This window comes from Enterobacter cloacae complex sp. HYC042_NIDB, assembly GCF_056673315.1.
Genome location: NZ_CP109650.1, coordinates 2,859,989 through 2,879,350 on the forward strand (window position 1 = coordinate 2,859,989; position 19,362 = coordinate 2,879,350).

At 53.4% G+C, this 19,362-nt stretch carries 15 protein-coding genes, 2 tRNA genes and 1 other RNA gene; 8 read left to right on the plus strand and 10 right to left on the minus strand.

Translation table 11 applies throughout. The features are described 5' to 3' along the window. Window positions 1-137 precede the first annotated feature (137 nt). Window positions 138-785 carry a YchE family NAAT transporter gene (locus OKF39_RS13780; RefSeq protein ID WP_041909604.1) on the minus strand — a complete coding sequence of 216 codons (648 nt, stop codon included), beginning with the start codon at window positions 783-785 and terminating at the stop codon, window positions 138-140. 477 nt (window positions 786-1,262) lie between these two features. Between OKF39_RS13780 and adhE the strand changes: the two genes are divergently transcribed. Beyond that, window positions 1,263-3,941: a bifunctional acetaldehyde-CoA/alcohol dehydrogenase gene (gene adhE, locus OKF39_RS13785; protein WP_028013432.1), complete on the plus strand. Its 2,679-nt coding sequence runs from the start codon at window positions 1,263-1,265 to the stop codon at window positions 3,939-3,941. Between the two features lie 66 nt (window positions 3,942-4,007). Here adhE and tdk read toward each other — a convergent pair whose 3' ends face one another. Beyond that, the gene (tdk, locus tag OKF39_RS13790; protein WP_028013433.1) at window positions 4,008-4,622 is read right to left on the minus strand and encodes a thymidine kinase; all 615 of its coding nucleotides are present in this window, start codon (window positions 4,620-4,622) and stop codon (window positions 4,008-4,010) included. 548 nt (window positions 4,623-5,170) lie between these two features. Between tdk and hns the strand changes: the two genes are divergently transcribed. Beyond that, a complete protein-coding gene (gene hns / locus OKF39_RS13795) occupies window positions 5,171-5,584 on the plus strand; it encodes a histone-like nucleoid-structuring protein H-NS (RefSeq protein WP_028013434.1) in 414 nt (137 codons plus the stop codon). 198 nt (window positions 5,585-5,782) lie between these two features. On the opposite strand, the gene galU is transcribed toward hns, so the two are convergent. The 3 genes from galU to rssA all read right to left on the minus strand — a co-directional run bounded on the left by galU (window position 5,783) and on the right by rssA (window position 8,899). Further along, window positions 5,783-6,691 carry a UTP--glucose-1-phosphate uridylyltransferase GalU gene (gene galU, locus OKF39_RS13800; protein WP_028013435.1) on the minus strand — a complete coding sequence of 303 codons (909 nt, stop codon included), beginning with the start codon at window positions 6,689-6,691 and terminating at the stop codon, window positions 5,783-5,785. Window positions 6,692-6,891: 200 nt separating this feature from the next. Further along, on the minus strand, window positions 6,892-7,905 hold the full coding sequence (gene rssB, locus OKF39_RS13805) for a two-component system response regulator RssB (protein ID WP_028013436.1): 1,014 nt from the start codon (window positions 7,903-7,905) through the stop codon (window positions 6,892-6,894). Window positions 7,906-7,996: 91 nt separating this feature from the next. Further along, window positions 7,997-8,899, minus strand: a complete 903-nt coding sequence (rssA, locus tag OKF39_RS13810) for a patatin-like phospholipase RssA (RefSeq protein WP_028013437.1) — start codon at window positions 8,897-8,899, stop codon at window positions 7,997-7,999. A 114-nt stretch (window positions 8,900-9,013) separates the two neighbouring features. Here rssA and OKF39_RS13815 point away from each other — a divergent pair, with 114 nt between their 5' ends. The 5 genes from OKF39_RS13815 to OKF39_RS13835 all read left to right on the plus strand — a co-directional run bounded on the left by OKF39_RS13815 (window position 9,014) and on the right by OKF39_RS13835 (window position 10,899). Continuing rightward, window positions 9,014-9,472: a YchJ family protein gene (locus tag OKF39_RS13815; protein WP_479983054.1), complete on the plus strand. Its 459-nt coding sequence runs from the start codon at window positions 9,014-9,016 to the stop codon at window positions 9,470-9,472. 46 nt (window positions 9,473-9,518) lie between these two features. Then, window positions 9,519-10,361: a formyltetrahydrofolate deformylase gene (gene purU / locus OKF39_RS13820; RefSeq protein WP_028013439.1), complete on the plus strand. Its 843-nt coding sequence runs from the start codon at window positions 9,519-9,521 to the stop codon at window positions 10,359-10,361. 158 nt (window positions 10,362-10,519) lie between these two features. Continuing rightward, window positions 10,520-10,604: transfer RNA gene (locus tag OKF39_RS13825), tRNA-Tyr, on the plus strand. A 35-nt stretch (window positions 10,605-10,639) separates the two neighbouring features. Next, window positions 10,640-10,724, plus strand: a tRNA-Tyr gene (locus OKF39_RS13830). A 44-nt stretch (window positions 10,725-10,768) separates the two neighbouring features. After that, window positions 10,769-10,899: non-coding RNA, RtT sRNA (locus OKF39_RS13835), on the plus strand. Window positions 10,900-10,983: 84 nt separating this feature from the next. Here OKF39_RS13835 and OKF39_RS13840 read toward each other — a convergent pair. After that, a complete protein-coding gene (locus tag OKF39_RS13840; RefSeq protein WP_041909598.1) occupies window positions 10,984-11,427 on the minus strand; it encodes an Lrp/AsnC family transcriptional regulator in 444 nt (147 codons plus the stop codon). Between the two features lie 107 nt (window positions 11,428-11,534). On the opposite strand from OKF39_RS13840, the gene OKF39_RS13845 reads away from it, so the two are divergent. Next, window positions 11,535-12,431, plus strand: coding sequence for a DMT family transporter (locus tag OKF39_RS13845; RefSeq protein ID WP_232928313.1), 897 nt, complete (start codon window positions 11,535-11,537; stop codon window positions 12,429-12,431). Here the strand turns inward: OKF39_RS13845 and narI are convergent. The 4 genes from narI to OKF39_RS13865 are packed head-to-tail and all read right to left on the minus strand — an operon-like array spanning window position 12,428 to window position 19,087. Further along, entirely contained in the window at window positions 12,428-13,105 is a 678-nt protein-coding gene (narI, locus tag OKF39_RS13850) for a respiratory nitrate reductase subunit gamma (RefSeq protein ID WP_021240339.1), read from the minus strand. The genes OKF39_RS13845 and narI overlap by 4 nt on opposite strands. Beyond that, window positions 13,105-13,815, minus strand: coding sequence for a nitrate reductase molybdenum cofactor assembly chaperone (gene narJ / locus OKF39_RS13855; RefSeq protein WP_045261096.1), 711 nt, complete (start codon window positions 13,813-13,815; stop codon window positions 13,105-13,107). Before narJ ends, narI begins: the two co-directional genes overlap by 1 nt. Further along, entirely contained in the window at window positions 13,812-15,347 is a 1,536-nt protein-coding gene (gene narH, locus OKF39_RS13860) for a nitrate reductase subunit beta (protein ID WP_028013444.1), read from the minus strand. The genes narJ and narH overlap by 4 nt, the downstream gene beginning before the upstream one ends. After that, window positions 15,344-19,087 (minus strand): nitrate reductase subunit alpha, encoded by a 3,744-nt coding sequence (locus tag OKF39_RS13865; protein ID WP_479983055.1) that lies wholly within the window; start codon window positions 19,085-19,087, stop codon window positions 15,344-15,346. Before OKF39_RS13865 ends, narH begins: the two co-directional genes overlap by 4 nt. Between the last annotated feature and the right edge of the window lie 275 nt (window positions 19,088-19,362).

A 19,362-nucleotide genomic window follows, 5' to 3' on the forward strand; every position in this document is an offset into this window, starting at 1 on the left:
ACTCTATGAAATATATGAGATGAACATTATTAGTAGAATTTATTATGACAGGTAAGCTTTTCAACTTTATTTATATGATTTGCTAATATTGATACAAAAAAAAACGGCGCCGAAGCGCCGTTCTTTCGTATGAAATATCAATGTAACAAGCCGGGGAAAATGCTTTTAATACCCGTGACAATGAATTCGATCCCGAGTGCCATTAACAGCAGCCCCATGATACGCGTAATAACGTTGATGCCGGTCTGCCCCAGCAGGCGTACCAGCAACGGCGCCATGCGGAAGACGCCCCAGCAACAGAGCGCGAAAACGGCAATCGCGACAGAAAAACCAATCAAATGCATGAGGCTATGGTAACGCGTGCCCCAGACAATGGTTGAACTGATGGCACCCGGCCCGGCCATGAGGGGCAATGCCAGCGGAACCACGCCGATACTTTCGCGGATGGCGGTTTCTGACTTTTCCTGCTTGTTCTGCTTATCCTCACCCAGCTTACCGCTGATCATGGACATGGCAATGGTCACCACCAGGATCCCGCCTGCAATGCGGAAGGAGTCAATCGAGATGCCAAAGAGCTGGAGAATGGCATCACCCAGGAAAAGCGAGGTGAGCAAAATGATCGCCACAGACAGGTTAGCGGTAAGATTGGTTTTGTTCCGGGCCGCCGCCGTCTGGTAACTGGTCATACTAATGAAGACAGGAATGATCCCCACCGGGTTGACCAGGGCAAACAGACCAATAAAAAATTTGAAATACGTTGGAAAATCAAAGAGCGTTTGGATCACGTTTTGCTCCGCTTTTGCGCATGCCCGGGACAGTTACATTGTTAGGAAAAATCGCGCTGAAGATACGCTTTTTATTAGCATACTTCACCAGAAATCTGTGCCAAAACGTTAGCATTTCAGAATGTTAAACATATGTTGAGACAATGATAGCGTCACTTCCAATAGTTACTTAATTAATTAACAGTGGAAATATATCCATTAAATAACCCTGCTGAAAGGTATCAGCTTGGTGGAAAATTGACGCAGATCATGATTTCCGTACTCAGAAGTGAGTAATCTTGATTACGCCCCAGGGAGGTCACCTGACAAAAAGGGATGATGCTAAGGTAAGGCTCTTTTAGTAAATTAGTGTACTGGAGCATAAAGTAACCCTTTGTTTTACTTTATGTAACGCAAGTCGTATTGGCACTGTCTATACTGTCTGACGTATCGAGCGCTGGTTTACTAAAAGAGTTTAAACATTATCAGGAGAGCATTATGGCTGTTACTAATATCGCTGAACTGAACGCCCTCGTCGAGCGCGTTAAAAAAGCCCAGCGTGAATATGCCAATTTCACCCAAGAACAGGTTGATAAAATCTTCCGCGCGGCCGCTCTGGCTGCTGCAGATGCTCGAATCCCTCTCGCTAAAATGGCCGTTGCCGAATCTGGCATGGGTATCGTTGAAGATAAAGTGATCAAAAACCACTTTGCTTCTGAGTATATCTACAACGCCTATAAAGATGAGAAAACCTGTGGCGTTCTGTCTGAAGACGACACCTTCGGGACGATCACCATCGCCGAACCTATCGGCATCATTTGCGGTATTGTTCCAACGACTAACCCTACTTCAACGGCTATCTTCAAATCACTGATCAGCCTGAAGACCCGTAACGCAATAATCTTCTCTCCACATCCACGTGCGAAAGACGCAACAAATAAAGCAGCAGACATCGTTCTGCAGGCAGCAATTGCTGCGGGCGCACCAAAAGATCTGATTGGCTGGATCGACCAACCTTCTGTTGAACTGTCTAACGCGCTGATGCATCACCCGGACATTAACCTGATTCTGGCGACCGGTGGTCCTGGTATGGTTAAAGCAGCATACAGCTCCGGTAAACCAGCAATCGGTGTAGGCGCAGGTAACACCCCCGTTGTTATCGATGAAACCGCTGACATCAAACGTGCTGTTGCGTCTGTGCTGATGTCTAAAACCTTCGATAACGGCGTTATCTGTGCATCTGAACAGTCTGTAGTTGTTGTTGATTCCGTGTACGACGCAGTACGCGAGCGTTTCGCCAGCCACGGCGGCTACCTGCTGCAGGGCAAAGAGCTGAAAGCGGTTCAGGACATTATCCTGAAAAATGGCGCGCTGAACGCTGCTATCGTAGGTCAGCCAGCCTATAAAATCGCTGAACTCGCAGGCTTTACCGTTCCGGCGACCACCAAGATCCTGATCGGTGAAGTTAAAGTTGTCGACGAAAGCGAGCCGTTTGCTCACGAAAAACTGTCTCCTACGCTTGCTATGTACCGTGCGAAAGATTTCGAAGACGCGGTAGAAAAAGCCGAGAAGCTGGTTGCCATGGGCGGTATCGGTCATACCTCATGTCTGTACACCGACCAGGATAACCAGCCAGAGCGTGTTGCCCACTTCGGTCAGATGATGAAAACTGCCCGTATCCTGATTAACACCCCTGCTTCTCAGGGTGGTATCGGTGACCTGTATAACTTCAAACTCGCACCTTCCCTGACTCTGGGTTGTGGTTCCTGGGGTGGTAACTCCATCTCTGAAAACGTTGGTCCAAAACATCTGATCAACAAGAAAACCGTTGCTAAGCGAGCTGAAAACATGTTGTGGCACAAACTTCCGAAATCTATCTACTTCCGCCGTGGCTCTCTGCCAATCGCGCTGGATGAAGTGATTACTGATGGCCACAAACGTGCGCTCATCGTGACTGACCGTTTCCTGTTCAACAACGGCTACGCTGACCAGATCACCTCTGTGCTGAAAGCGGCTGGCGTCGAAACTGAAGTGTTCTTCGAAGTTGAAGCTGACCCAACCCTGAGCGTTGTACGCAAAGGTGCTGAACTGGCGAACTCCTTCAAACCAGATGTGATTATCGCACTGGGTGGTGGTTCCCCAATGGACGCCGCGAAAATCATGTGGGTTATGTACGAACATCCGGAAACCCACTTCGAAGAACTGGCGCTGCGCTTTATGGACATCCGTAAACGTATCTACAAGTTCCCGAAAATGGGCGTGAAAGCGAAAATGATCGCCGTCACCACTACTTCCGGTACCGGCTCAGAAGTGACGCCATTCGCGGTAGTAACAGATGACGCAACAGGTCAGAAATACCCGCTGGCTGACTACGCGCTGACGCCAGATATGGCTATCGTTGATGCCAACCTGGTAATGGAAATGCCGAAGTCTCTGTGTGCGTTCGGTGGTCTGGATGCCGTGACTCACGCGCTGGAAGCCTACGTTTCTGTACTGGCGTCTGAGTTCTCTGACGGTCAGGCTCTGCAGGCTCTGAAACTGCTGAAAGAAAACCTGCCAGCGTCCTACAACGAAGGTTCTAAAAACCCTGTAGCACGTGAACGTGTCCACAGTGCAGCAACCATCGCCGGTATCGCGTTTGCGAACGCCTTCCTGGGTGTTTGCCACTCTATGGCGCACAAGCTGGGTTCACAGTTCCACATTCCTCACGGTCTGGCGAACGCCCTGTTGATCAGCAACGTTATCCGCTATAACGCCAACGACAACCCAACCAAGCAGACTGCGTTCAGCCAGTATGACCGTCCGCAAGCGCGCCGTCGTTATGCTGAAATCGCTGACCACCTTGGTCTGAGCGCACCGGGCGACCGTACTGCTGCGAAGATTGAGAAACTGCTGGCATGGCTGGAAAGCCTGAAAGCTGAACTGGGTATTCCTAAATCTATCCGTGAAGCAGGCGTTCAGGAAGCTGACTTCCTCGCTCACGTAGACAAGCTGTCTGAAGATGCCTTCGATGACCAGTGTACTGGTGCTAACCCGCGCTACCCACTGATCTCCGAGCTGAAACAGATTCTGCTGGATACCTACTACGGTCGTGAGTTCAAAGAAGGTGACGTTGCTGCTGTGAAAACAGAAGCTCCGGTCATTAAAGCTGACAAGAAAGCGAAGAAAAGCGCTTAACTGACAGTCTGATGAAAAAAACCCGCCTGTATGGCGGGTTTTTTTATGTCTGAATAACAGCGGATATTATTTTCTGTTGTCGTGCTGGATCGCCGTCAGCGAGCCTACGGACAACGCTTCCTTATAATGCTTACGACAGACCGACACATAGCGTTCATTGCCACCAATCACCACCTGCTCACCGTCCGCATAAGGTTTTCCAGCCTGGTCGAGACGAAGCACCATGCTTGCCTTGCGTCCGCAGAAACAAATAGTTTTCAGTTCAACCAGCTTATCTGACCAGGCAAGCAAATACTGGCTTCCGGCAAACAGCTCCCCGCGGAAGTCCGTACGCAGCCCGTAGCACAGAACGGGGATATCGAGCTCATCAACCACTTCAGAGAGCGCGTGCACCTGTTCACGTGTCAGGAACTGGCTCTCATCAACCAGCACGCAGTGAATGGGCTCTGACGCATGCGCAGCGCGGATATCCTCCAGCAGGTCAGTTTGCGGGTTAAACAGCCTGGCTGGCGAAGAGAGGCCTATTCTGGAACTCACCTTCCCTGCACCGAAGCGATCGTCGATTTCAGCGGTATAAACAACGGTACGCATTCCTCGTTCCTGGTAATTGTATGAGGATTGCAGCAGTGCGGTGGATTTCCCGGCATTCATTGCCGAATAGTAGAAATAAAGTTGTGCCATTGGCCGTAAAACCCTAATCAATGTGTAATATTCCCGATGATTCATTGTACCATATTTTGTCTGGTCATCAGCGACACGCCGCACAAACGATGCCGTGCTGAAAGGTGTAAAACGCCCTCTTTTCGCAAAAATAATCCGCTAAAACAGAGAGTAATGACGGTCATGCTGGTGAATAGGTTATATGGTTAGCCAAACATAACACTTCTTTTTATAGTGGAATCTGCGTTCATTAAAATTCACTATTTATTAACTATTCCTGCCTTAACACCGTCGGCTGGAACTAATACAAAAGGCTGATATTTATCCGCCGCAACTATAATTCCTGCGGCAAATGTCACAAAAAAAAGATGCAAGCGGCGGGGTTAAGCAGGTTATCGTGATAACAAGCGAGACTGCCAAAGAGGAAATTTAAGTTAGCGTAATTAATAATAGCGGCTTTATTTAGTATTTTTTGAATTCCTTACATTCCTGGCTATTGCACATCTGAATTTATGGCTCTATTATTAGGTCAACAAACCACCCCCCATTATAAGTTTGAGATTACTACAATGAGCGAAGCACTTAAAATTCTGAACAACATCCGTACTCTTCGTGCGCAGGCAAGAGAATGTACCCTTGAAACGCTCGAAGAAATGCTGGAAAAATTAGAAGTTGTAGTTAATGAACGTCGCGAAGAAGAAAGCGCTGCTGCTGCTGAAATCGAAGAGCGTACGCGTAAACTGCAGCAATATCGTGAAATGCTGATTGCTGATGGTATCGATCCAAATGAATTGCTGAACAGCATTGCTGCTGCAAAAACCGGTACCAAAGCAAAACGCGCTGCCCGTCCTGCTAAATATAGCTATGTAGATGAGAACGGCGAAACTAAAACCTGGACCGGCCAGGGCCGTACTCCTGCTGTAATCAAGAAAGCTATGGATGAGCAAGGTAAACAGCTGGATGACTTCCTGATCAAGGATTAATCAAGCCGAATTCAGAAAAATCCCGCCTCTGGTGGGATTTTTTTTGCCCGCAATTTATCACTAACATCCTCTTACACTCCGTCATAAAGCGTTATTTGGCTATTTAGTTTCGCTTACAAACAGGCTGGTCATGGCGTTTTATGGGCATAAAAAAACCGGTGGGCAGCGCCACACCGGTTTTAGAGATTTACGCCTGGATTATTTCTTAATACCCATACTCTCTTTGAGCCAGCCTTTAAATTCTTCACCCAGCGTATTATGGCGAATGCCGTATTCAACGAACGCCTGCATATAACCGAGCTTATTACCGCAGTCATGGCTCTTACCTTTCATGTGGTAAGCCTCAACGGTCTCTTTCTCGATCAGCATATCAATGGCATCCGTCAGCTGGATTTCATCCCCTGCTCCTGGAGGCGTTTTCGCCAGCAGAGGCCAGATTTCAGCACTCAGGACATAGCGACCCACCACTGCCAGATTAGACGGCGCTACGTCGGCTTTAGGCTTCTCTACGACACCAACCATTGGCACGCTTTCGCCTGGCTCAAGGTTCACGCCCTTGCAGTCAACCACACCGTAAGCGGTCACGTCTTCAACTGGCTCAACCATGATCTGGCTGCAGCCCGTTTCGTCGAAGCGGTGGATCATCTCAGCCAGGTTGTCCTGGGAAAGATCGGATTCGTATTCATCCAGAATCACGTCAGGCAGAATAACCGCGACGGGCTCATCACCCACAACCGGGTGTGCACACATAACCGCGTGGCCCAGACCTTTAGCCAGCCCCTGACGAACCTGCATAATGGTGACGTGCGGAGGGCAAATAGACTGAACTTCTTCTAACAGCTGACGCTTAACGCGTTTTTCCAGCATGGCTTCGAGTTCAAAACTTGTATCGAAGTGGTTTTCGATAGAGTTTTTAGATGAATGCGTAACCAGCACAATTTCAGTAATGCCGGCCGCGATACACTCATTAACGACATACTGGATTAATGGCTTATCAACCAGAGGCAGCATCTCTTTAGGAATCGCCTTAGTTGCTGGTAACATCCTGGTCCCCAATCCCGCTACCGGGATGACGGCCTTTCTGACTTTCGAATTTAGGGCAGCCATTCAAATTCTCCTGAGCTGTTCAAGTTTTGAACTTTTATGCAATAAATAACGCGTTGAGTATATCAGCCTCGCCCCGCAGTCCGGGTCTGAAAAGAACGCGTTGCCGATGAATTAGGACAAATACGCATGAATCTGGGCAGCGATAGTAGCACTCCCGAGAAAACACAGGTAAAGCAATCTTAAAATTAAGATCCAATTGCTTATTCCGTGGACAACATTAAGCGAAGCCTTCCCCCGGCACCCCAAATTTGGCACTGCCAGGAAGAACAGCGATGGCTAATTTGATTTAGATACGCCGTTCCCAGTGTTCCAAGCGGCACCCCGTTACTCACCTGAATATGGTGTTCCCCGGTATTCAGTGACGCGTTGAGACCTGCAGAAACGAGGATAAGATTCTTTAAACCGCTATGGTAATAACCAACCAGCAGCGGGAACTGTCCGGGTAAATTGGCCTGACGAAAAAGCTGGTTTACCTGTTTGAGTAAACTGCCTAACTCTGGGAGCCGTTGTCCCTGATGTGATAACTGTTCCTGCAATAATCCATTAAAGAGTGCGCGAAGTAACAATGCAGCTAATACGCCATTATCCCCTGCACGGGTTACGTCCAGAGAATAAAATGCGAGGTCGGAATCAGACAGAGGTGCAATATCCAGCACCAGCCCAGGCTGATCGGCCGCCACCAGCTGGCGATAGTTTACGCGGCAGTGGGAAATAGTTTGCTGAACGGGAGGCTGAAGTTCTTGCAACAATTTCGCCGCCGCTGGCGGATTACTCACCAGCGCGTCCCAGTCCTGAAAAAGGCGTTCCTCTTCCTCAACGCGGGAATTAAACATATTTGGATAAAGGCACGCTAATACCGTTTCACGTAACCGGTTCAGATCTTTGACGGGTTTCAGCAAAATATCCTGAACGCCAAGACGTAATGCTTTGGCAATATCCGCCATATTTTCTGTCGCGGAGATCACCAGAATGGGCATCTGGTCACCCTCGTTGCGCAGATGTTCAACCAGTTTCAGCCCATTCATTCGCGGCATCGCGATGTCGCAAATCATCAGATCGGGCGTAATACCGGTCATTTTTTCCAGCGCGTCGACACCATCTTCAGCCAGTAAAGTGTTTGCTCCCAGCGAGGATAACCACGAATCCAGTAGCGATCGGAAAACGGGCTCGTCTTCAACAATCAAAATGTGTTTTCCGGCCAATGGCTGCGTCATGGTTCCTCCCCTGGCTGACAGTTACTAAATAGTGGCATGCTATCGGCACTATCGCCTGTCAGATTTTGCTGAAGTAGTCAAAAAAAGGTGCTTAACGTGCTGTTCGCACAAACGGCAGCAACTCGTCTATTTTCTTTTCGACGGCTAGCGAGCCCGCTGCGATGGCGGCCTCAGCCCGATGGAAATCAAGGGTAGAGATTTGCGGACAGTAAGGCTGAATAAGAATATCCGGAGGATCGCCAGCCATACGGTTACGTTTAAGGCGATTCTCAAGAACCTGAATTGAGGTGGTCATGATCTCCATGGCCGTCGGTGCGGCAACCGAGCGTCGTGCGGCCAGGCGACCAATTCTTCCGCGCAGGCGTTCATGCCAGGCAAGCTTTTCGACGTCGGCATCTTCGCTCTGCAGATTGACCGGCATAAGGTCTTGCTGCATCAGATGAGCGTCGTGCTGCAAATCAACGGCGATGACGATGTCCGCCCCCATGGCGCGCGTCAGAGAGATGGGAACCGGGTTCACGACGCCACCATCGACAAGCCAGTAACCGTTATGGGGCACGGGCGCCATAAGCCCAGGAATACTGCATGAAGCACGCACCGCAAGGTGAATATCCCCTTCGGTCAGCCAGAGTTCACGGCCTGTGCTGAGATTAGTTGCAACGGCGCCGAAAGGCATCCGGCAGTCAGTAAAGTCTTCGAGAGGCATCACCCGGCGGAACTGGTTAAAGACGCGTTCACCGCGCAACAGCCCACCGCGCTGCCAGGAGAGATCCATCAGACGCAGCACGTCCCAATAGCTGAAGGAGCGCACCCAGGTTTCGAGATCCGGGAGCTTGCCGCACGCGTAGGCAGAGCCGACAAGCGATCCGATTGAACATCCTGCTACGATATCAACGTCAACGCCCATCTTGTTTAAGGCATTAATCACGCCGATATGAGACCATCCCCGGGCTGCACCTGATCCCAGCGCCAGTCCAATTTTAACCTTTCTCATTAGCCCTGTTTTACTTCCCCTGGATTCCTGACATAGCGTCAACGCAACTGCTCAGTTAACATAGTGCTACCCGAGGCGTTTTACGCCCTTATTTTTTGTTCCAGGAAGAGAATCGTGTCTCAACTCTGCCCCTGTGGTAGCGCTCTGGAGTATAGCCTATGTTGCCAGCGATATCTTTCTGGCAATCAGGTTGCACCGGATCCGTCACACCTCATGCGTTCACGGTATACTGCTTTTGTGATCAAAGACGCAGACTACCTGATAAAAACCTGGCACCCGTCCTGCCACGCCGCCGATTTCCGACAGGAGATCGAAGCCGGGTTCGCCAACACCCACTGGTTTGGGCTTACCGTGTTTGAATCGTCACCCGGTAGCCACCACGACGAAGGCTTTGTCAGCTTTGTTGCCCGTTTTACCGAGAACGCCAGGCCTGGCGCCATTATCGAGCGTTCCCGGTTCTTAAAGGAAAGCGGGCAGTGGTATTATATTGACGGTACGCGCCCACAGTTTGGTCGTAACGATACCTGCCCTTGTGGTTCAGGAAAAAAATTCAAAAAGTGTTGCGGGCAGTAACGCCTGACAACCCAGACTTCGCAAATACAAACAGGATTTCCCGGCGATGCAATCATTACAACGTAAAGTTCTGCGCACTATCTGTCCCGATCAAAAAGGGCTGATCGCACGAATTACCAATATTTGCTACAAGCATGAACTGAATATCGTGCAGAACAACGAGTTCGTTGACCACCGTACCGGTCGCTTCTTCATGCGTACCGAACTGGAAGGCATTTTCAACGACACCACCCTGCTGGCCGATCTGGACAGCGCGCTGCCGGACGGTTCCGTGCGTGAGCTGAATCCTGCGGGCCGTCGTCGCATTGTGATTCTGGTGACGAAAGAAGCTCACTGCCTGGGCGATCTGTTGATGAAGGCCAACTACGGCGGCCTGGACGTAGAAATTGCCGCTGTTATCGGCAACCACGAAACCCTGCGCACGCTGGTTGAGCGTTTTGATATTCCGTTCGAGCTGGTGAGCCATGAAGGCCATACCCGTGAAGAGCACGACAACCTGATGGCTGCTGCCATTGAAGCGCATAACCCGGACTACGTGGTGCTGGCGAAATATATGCGCGTGCTGACGCCTTCCTTCGTCGCCCGCTTCCCGAACAAGATTATCAACATTCACCACTCGTTCCTGCCGGCCTTTATTGGCGCGCGGCCTTATCACCAGGCGTACGAGCGCGGCGTGAAGATCATCGGCGCAACCGCGCACTACGTGAATGACAATCTGGACGAAGGTCCCATCATCATGCAGGACGTGATTCACGTGGATCACACCTACACCGCAGAAGATATGATGCGCGCCGGACGTGACGTTGAGAAGAACGTGTTGAGTCGTGCCCTGTATCAGGTGCTGGCGCAGCGTGTCTTTGTCTACGGTAACAGAACCATCATTCTTTAATCTTTCGGAAAATGAATTGATTAGCTTTGCGCCTTTACGGATAAAAAGCAGGCAAACAGCTTCTTTTCCCTAAAGGAAAGCTTTACAGGGGCGTCTCATTTGATATGATGCGCCCCGCTTCCAGCAGGAAGCAGGCCAGTAAAAAAGCATTACCCCGTGGTGGGGTTCCCGAGCGGCCAAAGGGAGCAGACTGTAAATCTGCCGTCATCGACTTCGAAGGTTCGAATCCTTCCCCCACCACCATCTCTCAGCACGACCTCAAAATATGAATTACCCCTGGTGGGGTTCCCGAGCGGCCAAAGGGAGCAGACTGTAAATCTGCCGTCATCGACTTCGAAGGTTCGAATCCTTCCCCCACCACCATCACTTCCAAACGACACTTAACATTCTGCTCGCACCGTGCATCATGTATTTCCGCAAGGGGAAGGATGAGAAGCTTCGACTAAGGTTCGATTCGAGCGCAGCGAGAAAGCGTTGCCGCAGGCAACGACCCGAAGGGCGAGGCGCAACGCGCCGAGTAATCCTTCCCCCACCACCATCACTTCAAAAAACCCGAACAAAATCGAACCGAGTCCGCCTTCGTAGGCCGGGTAAGGCGCAGCCGCCACCCGGCGACAGACGACTACATTGGCGGCAAACGACGCTTCACCGGCGAACTTTTCACAATCGACGTATTACATTGGGCATGTTCCGCCAGCCCGTCCAGCAGCGCATCCAGTTGTTCTATCGATCGCACCACCAGCCTAATCACAAAGCAGTCTTCCCCGGTCACCTTGTCGCTCTCAATACACTCCGGCATCGCCTGTATGTATTTATCCACCTTATGCAACAGCCCCGGCAAAGGCCGCACCCGTACCAGCGCCTGCAGCGTATACCCCAGCGCCGCGAGATTCACCCGTGCGCCATAGCCCTGAATCACACCGCGCTCTTCCAGCCGCTTCAGACGCTCTGCCGTGCTGGGTGAGGTCAGGCCGATACGGCCGCTGAGCACCTTCAACGACATGCGCGCATCCTCAACCAGGCAGGCTAAAATTTGCCGATCGATATCATCAATAAGGTATTCCACTCGTTTCACCTAATTTAAAAATGCAGTTAACACCTTCAACCTTATCTCACCCCTGTAAAACCCAACAGCGATTTTCGACAATAGCGTTATTAATCAGGAGGTGAATGATGCGTGATTTACATAAAGGCGTCTGGCAGATGAGTCTGGCGATGTTAATTTCCGGCTCTATCGGCGCGTTTGTTTTGCTCAGCGGTCTGCCGGTGACGGAAGTGGTGTTCTGGCGCTGCCTTATTGGGGCAATAGCGCTTTTCATTTTTATCCGGGTAAGTCAAAAGCCCTTTAGCCCCCTCACCCGCACCACGCTGCTGCTGGCGATTCTCGGCGGTGTGGCATTAGTGGTGAACTGGCTGCTGCTCTTCGCAGCCTATGAGCGGATCTCTATTGGTCTTTCGACCGTGGTCTATAACACTCAGCCGTTTATGCTGGTCCTGATGGGGATGTTTTTAGGCGAGCGCGTCAGCATGGTGAAATGGGGCTGGCTGTTCCTCGCCTTCGGCGGCGTGGTGATACTGCTCTCCAGCGAGCTGACCGGCACCCACGACACTGAATGGCTGGCGGGTATCGGTCTGGCAATGGCCGCGGCCTTCTTCTACGCGCTGACGGCAATCATTGCGCGCAAACTGAAAACTATCGCACCGCAGCATATTGCCTTTATTCAGGTGCTGACGGGCGTCGTGATGCTTCTGCCGTTTGCCAGCCGGCCGTCATTTTCCGGTGATTTTCCCTGGCCGCTCCTGTTGACGCTCGGCATCGTCCATACCGGCATTATGTACCAGCTGCTCTACAGCGCGATTCAGAAGCTACCTACCCCCATTACCGGCTCCCTGTCGTTTATCTATCCGGTGGTGGCGATCGTTGTCGATAACCTGGTGTTCGGGCACTCGCTGAACCTGACGCAGCTGGCGGGCGGCGCGCTGATCCTGTTTGCTGCAGCGGGCAACAACCTGGGCTGGGGCGAAAAAAAACCCCGCGATTGCGGGGTTGGTATCAAGACGCTGAATTAGCGACGGGCACGCACAATCTGGTATTTGCGCGTCAGGTACTCCACCGGCGCGCTCCAGATATGCACCAGTCGGGAGAACGGGAACAGCACAAACAGCGTCATCCCGAGCACAAGGTGAACGCGGAAGATAAACGCCACGCCGTCCAGGTGCTCAGACGCTCCGCCGTGGAAGGTCACGACGGACTGCGCCCACCCCACCAGCTTCATCATTTCACTGCCGTCCATATGCTGCGCAGAAAATGGAATAGTCAGCAGACCCAGCGCGCACTGCACCATCAGCAGGGAGAGGATCAGGATGTCCGCTGCAGTGGTGGTTGCACGCACGCGCGGGCTGAACAGACGACGTTTCAGCAGCAGCAGGCCACCCACCAGGGTCATCACGCCGCAAGCACCGCCGGCGATCATCGCCATCTTCTGCTTCACTTCAATCGGCAGCCACGCTTCGTACATCCAGTGCGGCGTCAGCATCCCAAGGAAGTGACCGGCAAAAATCCCCAAAATACCGATGTGGAACAGGTTAGACGCGACGTGCATCCCTTTGCGATCCAGCATCTGGCTGGAGGCAGCACGCCAGGTGTACTGGCCGTAGTCATAGCGCAGCCAGCTTCCCACCAGGAATACGGTGCCCGCGATATACGGGTAAATGTCAAAGAAGAACATATTCAGGAAGTGCATTAGTGCCGTCCTCCGTTAGAGATATTCAAATATTGCGGGGCAACCGCGCCGGCAAAACGACGCTGGTGAGCGGAGATTTCAGACTCGCCGCAGTTCTGGTCAGCAAAGAATTTCACCTGCTCTTCTTCCCAGACCGCATCCAGCGCTTGCGGGGTATCATCCCGGGCTTCATCCGCGATTTTCTCCGCCACTTTTTCACTGTCTACAGAGGCGTTCGCCAGCTTCACCAGCAGATCGAACAGTACGGCATAGCGGCTCTCACGCTGCTGTAGACGCGCGCCGAGCAGCGCAAGAATCGGGGCGATATCCTGCAGACCACCCAGCGCCTCTTCTTTCGGCAGCTGCGCCAGATACTCCAGGTACAGCGGCAGGTGGTCCGGCAGCTCGCGGCTGTCGAGCTGCAGGCCGTGCTGCTCGTACTGGGCCATCAGGTCCACCATCGCCTGACCGCGGTCGCGGGATTCCCCGTGAACGTGTTCAAACAGCAGCAGCGACGTCGCGCGCCCGCGGTCAAACAGCTGGCTGTAGTCCGCCTGCGCGTCGAGCAGATCGCGTGCCAGCAGATCGCGGAGGAAAACGCCCAGCTTCTGGGCATCCTCTTTATCCAGGTTTTCAGATGACGCGAGTGCATCAAAGAGTTCCTGTTGATGCTGCGCAAGCGCAGCATCCGGGTACTCGAGCAGACGCGAAACAATGACGAGTTCAATCATTGGTGCGGCTCCGTTTTGCTGGTCACATCCATGGCGTCGATGCGGCGGCTGTTGAACAGGTTGAATTTACTGTCTGACCCGTGGCAACCGTCGCCAAAGGTAAAGCCACACCCGCTTTTCTCCGGGAAGGCCTCGCGCGCCAGCTCGCGGTGGCTGCTTGGCACCACGAAACGATCTTCGTAGTTAGCGATTGCCAGATAGCGGTACATCTCCTGCGCCTGCGCTTCGGTCAGGCCGACCTCTTCGAGCGCGCGGGTATCGTTCACGCCGTCAACGGTTTCCGCACGTTTGAAGTGGCGCATCGCCAGCATACGTTTCAGCGCCAGCAGCACCGGCTGGGTATCTCCGGCGGTCAGCAGGTTTGCCAGATACTGAACCGGGATACGCAGGCTTTCCACGTCCGGCAGAATACCGTTGCTGCCCAGCTCGCCCGCGTCCGCCGCAGACTGTATCGGAGACAGCGGCGGCACGTACCAGACCATCGGCAGGGTGCGGTATTCCGGGTGCAGCGGCAGAGCCAGCTTCCAGTCCATCGCCATTTTGTACACCGGCGACTGCTGTGCGGCGTCGATGACGCTCTGCGGAATGCCGTCTTTCAGGGCCTGCTCAATCACCTTCGGATCGTTCGGATCGAGGAAGACGTCCAACTGACGCTGATAGAGATCTTTCTCATTCTCGGTGCTTGCGGCATTCTCAATCGCGTCCGCGTCGTACAGCAGCACGCCGAGGTAACGAATACGACCTACGCAGCTCTCGGAGCAGACGGTCGGCATACCGGCTTCGATACGCGGATAGCAGAAGATGCACTTCTCAGACTTACCGCTCTTCCAGTTGAAGTAGATTTTTTTGTACGGGCAGCCGGTGATGCACATGCGCCAGCCGCGGCACTTGTCCTGGTCGATCAGCACGATGCCGTCTTCTTCACGCTTGTAGATGGCACCGCTCGGGCAGGTCGCGACGCACGCCGGGTTCAGGCAGTGTTCGCACAGGCGCGGCAGATACATCATGAAGGTGTTTTCGAACTGGCCGTACATCGCCTTCTGCATGTTCTCGAAGTTCTGGTCTTTGGCGCGCTTTTCGAACTCGCCGCCCAGAATTTCTTCCCAGTTTGGACCGCTGGTAATTTTGTCCATGCGCTGACCAGTGATCAGCGAGCGAGGACGGGCGATCGGCTGGTGTTTGCTTTCCGGCGCGTTGTGCAGGTTCTGGTAGTCGTAATCAAACGGCTCGTAATAATCCTCAATGCCCGGCAGGTGCGGGTTAGCGAAGATTTTACCCAGCAGCATTGCGCGGTTACCCATGCGCGGCTGCAGCTTGCCGTTAATTTTACGGATCCAGCCGCCCTTCCACTTCTCCTGGTTTTCCCAGTCGGTCGGGAAACCGGTGCCCGGCTTGCTTTCCACGTTGTTAAACCAGGCGTACTCCATACCTTCACGGCTGGTCCAGACGTTTTTACAGGTGACCGAGCAGGTATGACAGCCGATGCATTTATCCAGATTCAGCACCATGCCGACTTGTGAACGAATTTTCATTTTACGCTCTCCTGTACCTGGTCATTACCTTCGCCATCTAACCAGTTAATATTCTTCATCTTACGTACCACCACGAACTCATCGCGGTTCGATCCTACGGTGCCGTAGTAGTTAAAGCCGTAGGCCAGCTGCGCATAGCCACCGATCATGTGGGTCGGCTTCGGCGTAATACGGGTCACGGAGTTGTGAATACCGCCGCGCTGCTCGGTGATCTCTGAACCCGGCAGGTTCACGATACGTTCCTGCGCGTGGTACATCATGGTCATCCCGGCCGGCACGCGCTGGCTCACCACCGCACGCGCCGTCAGGGCGCCGTTGCTGTTGAACACTTCAATCCAGTCGTTATCTTCGATACCCAGATCTTTGGCGTCCGCTTCGCTCATCCAGACAATCGGACCACCGCGCGACAGGGTCAGCATCAGCAGGTTGTCGCTGTAGGTGGAGTGGATACCCCACTTCTGGTGCGGCGTCAGGAAGTTCAGCGCCTTCTCAGGGTTACCGTTCGATTTCGCGCCCATCACCGTTTTCACGGAGCGGGTATCGATTGGCGGACGGTACACCAGCAGGCTTTCACCGAAGTCGCGCATCCACTGGTGGTCTTGATACAGAGACTGACGGCCGGAAAGCGTGCGCCATGGGATCAGCTCGTGAACGTTGGTATAACCAGCGTTATAGGATACATGCTCATCTTCCAGACCAGACCAGGTCGGGCTGGAGATAATCTTGCGCGGCTGGGCCTGGATATCGCGGAAGCGGATTTTCTCTTCCTCTTTATTCTTCGCCAGATGCGTGTGGTCACGACCGGTAAATTCACTCAGGGCCGCCCACGCTTTCACCGCCACGTGGCCGTTGGTTTCCGGTGCCAGGGTCAGGATCATCTCCGCCGCATCAATTGCCGTGTTGAGCATTGGCTGGCCTTTGGCCGGGCCGTCTGCTTTGGTGTAATTGAGCTTGCGCAGCAGGTCCATTTCGCTCTGGGTGTTCCAGGCGATGCCTTTGCCGCCGTTACCGATTTTCTCCATCAGCGGGCCAATAGAGGTAAAGCGCTCGTAAGTTGCCGGGTAATCACGTTCAACCGGAATGATGTGAGGCGCGGTCACGCCCGGGATCAGGTCGCATTCCCCTTTTTTCCAGTCCTTCACGTCAAGCGGCTGCGCCAGTTCGGCAGCGGAGTCGTGCTGAATTGGCAGCGTCACCACGTCGGTCTCTTTGCCCAGGTGACCTACGCAGACTTCGGAGAATTTCTTCGCGATGTCTTTGTAGATATCCCAGTCGCTTTTCGATTCCCACGCCGGGTCAACGGCGGCAGACAGAGGATGAATAAACGGATGCATGTCCGAGGTATTCATGTCGTCTTTTTCGTACCAGGTGGCGGTTGGCAGCACGATATCGGAGTACAGGCAGGTGCTGGACAGACGGAAGTCCAGCGTCACCACCAGATCCAGCTTGCCGTCCAGACCGTTGTCTTTCCACTCCACTTCTTCTGGCTTCACGCCGCCCTGCTTGCCGAGATCTTTACCCTGAATACCGTTCTCGGTGCCCAGCAGGTATTTCAGCATGTACTCGTGACCTTTACCGGACGAGCCCAGCAGGTTGGAGCGCCAGATGAACAGGTTGCGCGGATGGTTTTTGCCGTTCTCAGGCTGTTCTGCCGCGAAACGAATTGAGCCTTCCTTGAGCGATTTCACGGTGTAATCCACCGGCGACATGCCCGCTTTCTTCGCCTCTTGTGCAATGCGCAGCGGGTTAGTGCCCAGCTGCGGCGCAGACGGCAGCCAGCCCATGCGTTCAGCGCGCACGTTGAAATCAATCAGGTGGCCGCTGTAGCGGGATTTATCCGCCATCGGCGACAGCAGTTCCTGCGCGGTAACCGTCTCGTAGCGCCACTGGCTGGAGTGGTTATAGAAGTAGGAGGTGCTGTTCATGTGACGTGCCGGACGCTGCCAGTCAAGGGCAAACGCCAGCGGCTGCCAGCCGGTCTGCGGACGCAGTTTTTCCTGGCCCACATAGTGCGCCCAGCCGCCGCCGCTCTGCCCGACGCAGCCGCAGAAGATCAGCATGTTGATCAGGCCGCGATAGTTCATATCGAGGTGATACCAGTGGTTCAGACCGGCACCCACGATGATCATCGAGCGACCGTGGGTCTTGTCGGCGTTTTCCGCAAACTCGCGGGCGATACGAACGATCTGCGCGCGCGGTACGCCGGTGATCTGCTCCGCCCAGGCCGGGGTATAGGCCTTCACGTCGTCATAGCTGGTTGCGCAGTTTTCGTCGTTCAGACCGCGCTCCAGGCCGTAGTTCGCCATGGTCAGGTCATAGACGGTGGTGACCAGCGCGGTAGAACCGTCGGCCAGCTGCAGGCGCTTAACCGGCAGCTTGTGCATCAGCACGTTTTTCAGTTCAACCTTGTTGAAGTGCTCGGAACCTTCACCGCCAAAGTACGGGAAGCCAACCTCGGCGATCTCGTCCTGGCTGCCCAGCATGCTGAGGCGCAGCTCCGTCTCTTCACCGGTGGTGCCGTTGCGCTGCTCAAGGTTCCACTTGCCCTTCTCGCCCCAGCGGAAGCCGATAGAGCCGTTTGGCGCCACCAGCTCGCCGTTGCTGTTATAGGCAACGGTTTTCCACTCAGGGTTGTTTTCCTGGCCCAGAGCGTCCACCAGATCGGCGGCGCGCAGCGTGCGGCCCGCGGCATAGTAGCCCTCACGCTCTTCCAGCATCACCAGCATCGGCATGTCGGTGTAGCGACGCACGTAGTCGGTGAAGTACTGGCTCGGTTTGTCGAGGTGGAATTCGCGCAGCATGACGTGGCCCATCGCCATCGCCATCGCGGCATCGGTACCCTGTTTCGGTGCCAGCCACAGGTCGCACAGCTTGGCGATTTCCGCGTAGTCCGGGGTGACCGCAACGGTTTTGGTCCCTTTATAGCGGACTTCGGTAAAGAAGTGCGCGTCCGGGGTACGGGTCTGCGGCACGTTAGAGCCCCAGGCGATGATGTAGCTGGAGTTGTACCAGTCGGCGGATTCCGGTACGTCGGTCTGCTCACCCCAGGTCTGCGGAGAGGCAGGCGGCAGGTCACAGTACCAGTCGTAGAAGCTCAGGCAGGTCCCGCCGATAAGCGACAGGTAGCGCGCGCCGGAAGCGTAAGAGACCATCGACATCGCCGGGATTGGCGAGAAGCCCGCCACGCGGTCAGGACCGTAGGTTTTTACGGTATAGACGTTGGAAGCGGCAATCAGCTCGTTCACCTCTTTCCAGGAAGAACGAACGAAACCACCGCGACCGCGCGCCTGCTTGAAGCTTTTCGCTTTGTCGGCATCTTCAATGATAGAGGCCCACGCATCAACCGGATCGCTGTGCTGCACTTTCGCTTCACGCCACATTTTCATCAGGCGTTTGCGCATCAGCGGATATTTCAGACGGTTGGCGCTGTAGAGATACCAGGAGTAGCTGGCCCCGCGCGGGCAGCCGCGCGGTTCATGGTTCGGCATATCCGGACGGGTGCGCGGATAGTCAGTCTGCTGCATTTCCCAGGTCACCAGACCGTTTTTAACGAAAATCTTCCAGCTACATGAGCCAGTGCAGTTTACGCCGTGGGTAGAACGGACGACTTTGTCATGCTGCCAGCGCTGGCGGTAACCGTCTTCCCAGTCCCGGTTGGTATCCAGAACCTGGCCGTGCCCATCGGCAAAAGTTTCACCCTTCTGTTTGAAGTAGCGAAACCGGTCCAAAAATTTGCTCATCGGGTATCTCCTGTATGGAGCCTGTGGCTCTCTAAATCGACATTGCTGATTTGCAGCGAAGGTAACGCCCTGAAAGAGGGGGAGAATTGATAACGATCAAGACGAAGAGGGACTGTAAAAGGAGGGGTTAGACCAAATACCACCAAAGCGGTATATTTTTAGAACGAATAACTAAATGATTTATAAAGATATTTATTATTCATCGTACAATAACCCCGGCAAAATTTAACATCTCAGGTATTAAGGGGTAGACATACCTGCAAAGCGATGGCGAT

Coding starts and splice junctions, on each gene's coding strand:
- adhE (WP_028013432.1), top strand. CDS start 1,263: ATGGCTGTTACTAATATCGCTGAACTGAACGCCCTCGTCGAGCGCGTT.
- tdk (WP_028013433.1), bottom strand. CDS start 4,622: ATGGCACAACTTTATTTCTACTATTCGGCAATGAATGCCGGGAAATCC.
- hns (WP_028013434.1), top strand. CDS start 5,171: ATGAGCGAAGCACTTAAAATTCTGAACAACATCCGTACTCTTCGTGCG.
- galU (WP_028013435.1), bottom strand. CDS start 6,691: ATGGCTGCCCTAAATTCGAAAGTCAGAAAGGCCGTCATCCCGGTAGCG.
- rssB (WP_028013436.1), bottom strand. CDS start 7,905: ATGACGCAGCCATTGGCCGGAAAACACATTTTGATTGTTGAAGACGAG.
- rssA (WP_028013437.1), bottom strand. CDS start 8,899: ATGAGAAAGGTTAAAATTGGACTGGCGCTGGGATCAGGTGCAGCCCGG.
- purU (WP_028013439.1), top strand. CDS start 9,519: ATGCAATCATTACAACGTAAAGTTCTGCGCACTATCTGTCCCGATCAA.
- OKF39_RS13845 (WP_232928313.1), top strand. CDS start 11,535: ATGCGTGATTTACATAAAGGCGTCTGGCAGATGAGTCTGGCGATGTTA.
- narI (WP_021240339.1), bottom strand. CDS start 13,105: ATGCACTTCCTGAATATGTTCTTCTTTGACATTTACCCGTATATCGCG.
- narJ (WP_045261096.1), bottom strand. CDS start 13,815: ATGATTGAACTCGTCATTGTTTCGCGTCTGCTCGAGTACCCGGATGCT.
- narH (WP_028013444.1), bottom strand. CDS start 15,347: ATGAAAATTCGTTCACAAGTCGGCATGGTGCTGAATCTGGATAAATGC.
- OKF39_RS13865 (WP_479983055.1), bottom strand. CDS start 19,087: ATGAGCAAATTTTTGGACCGGTTTCGCTACTTCAAACAGAAGGGTGAA.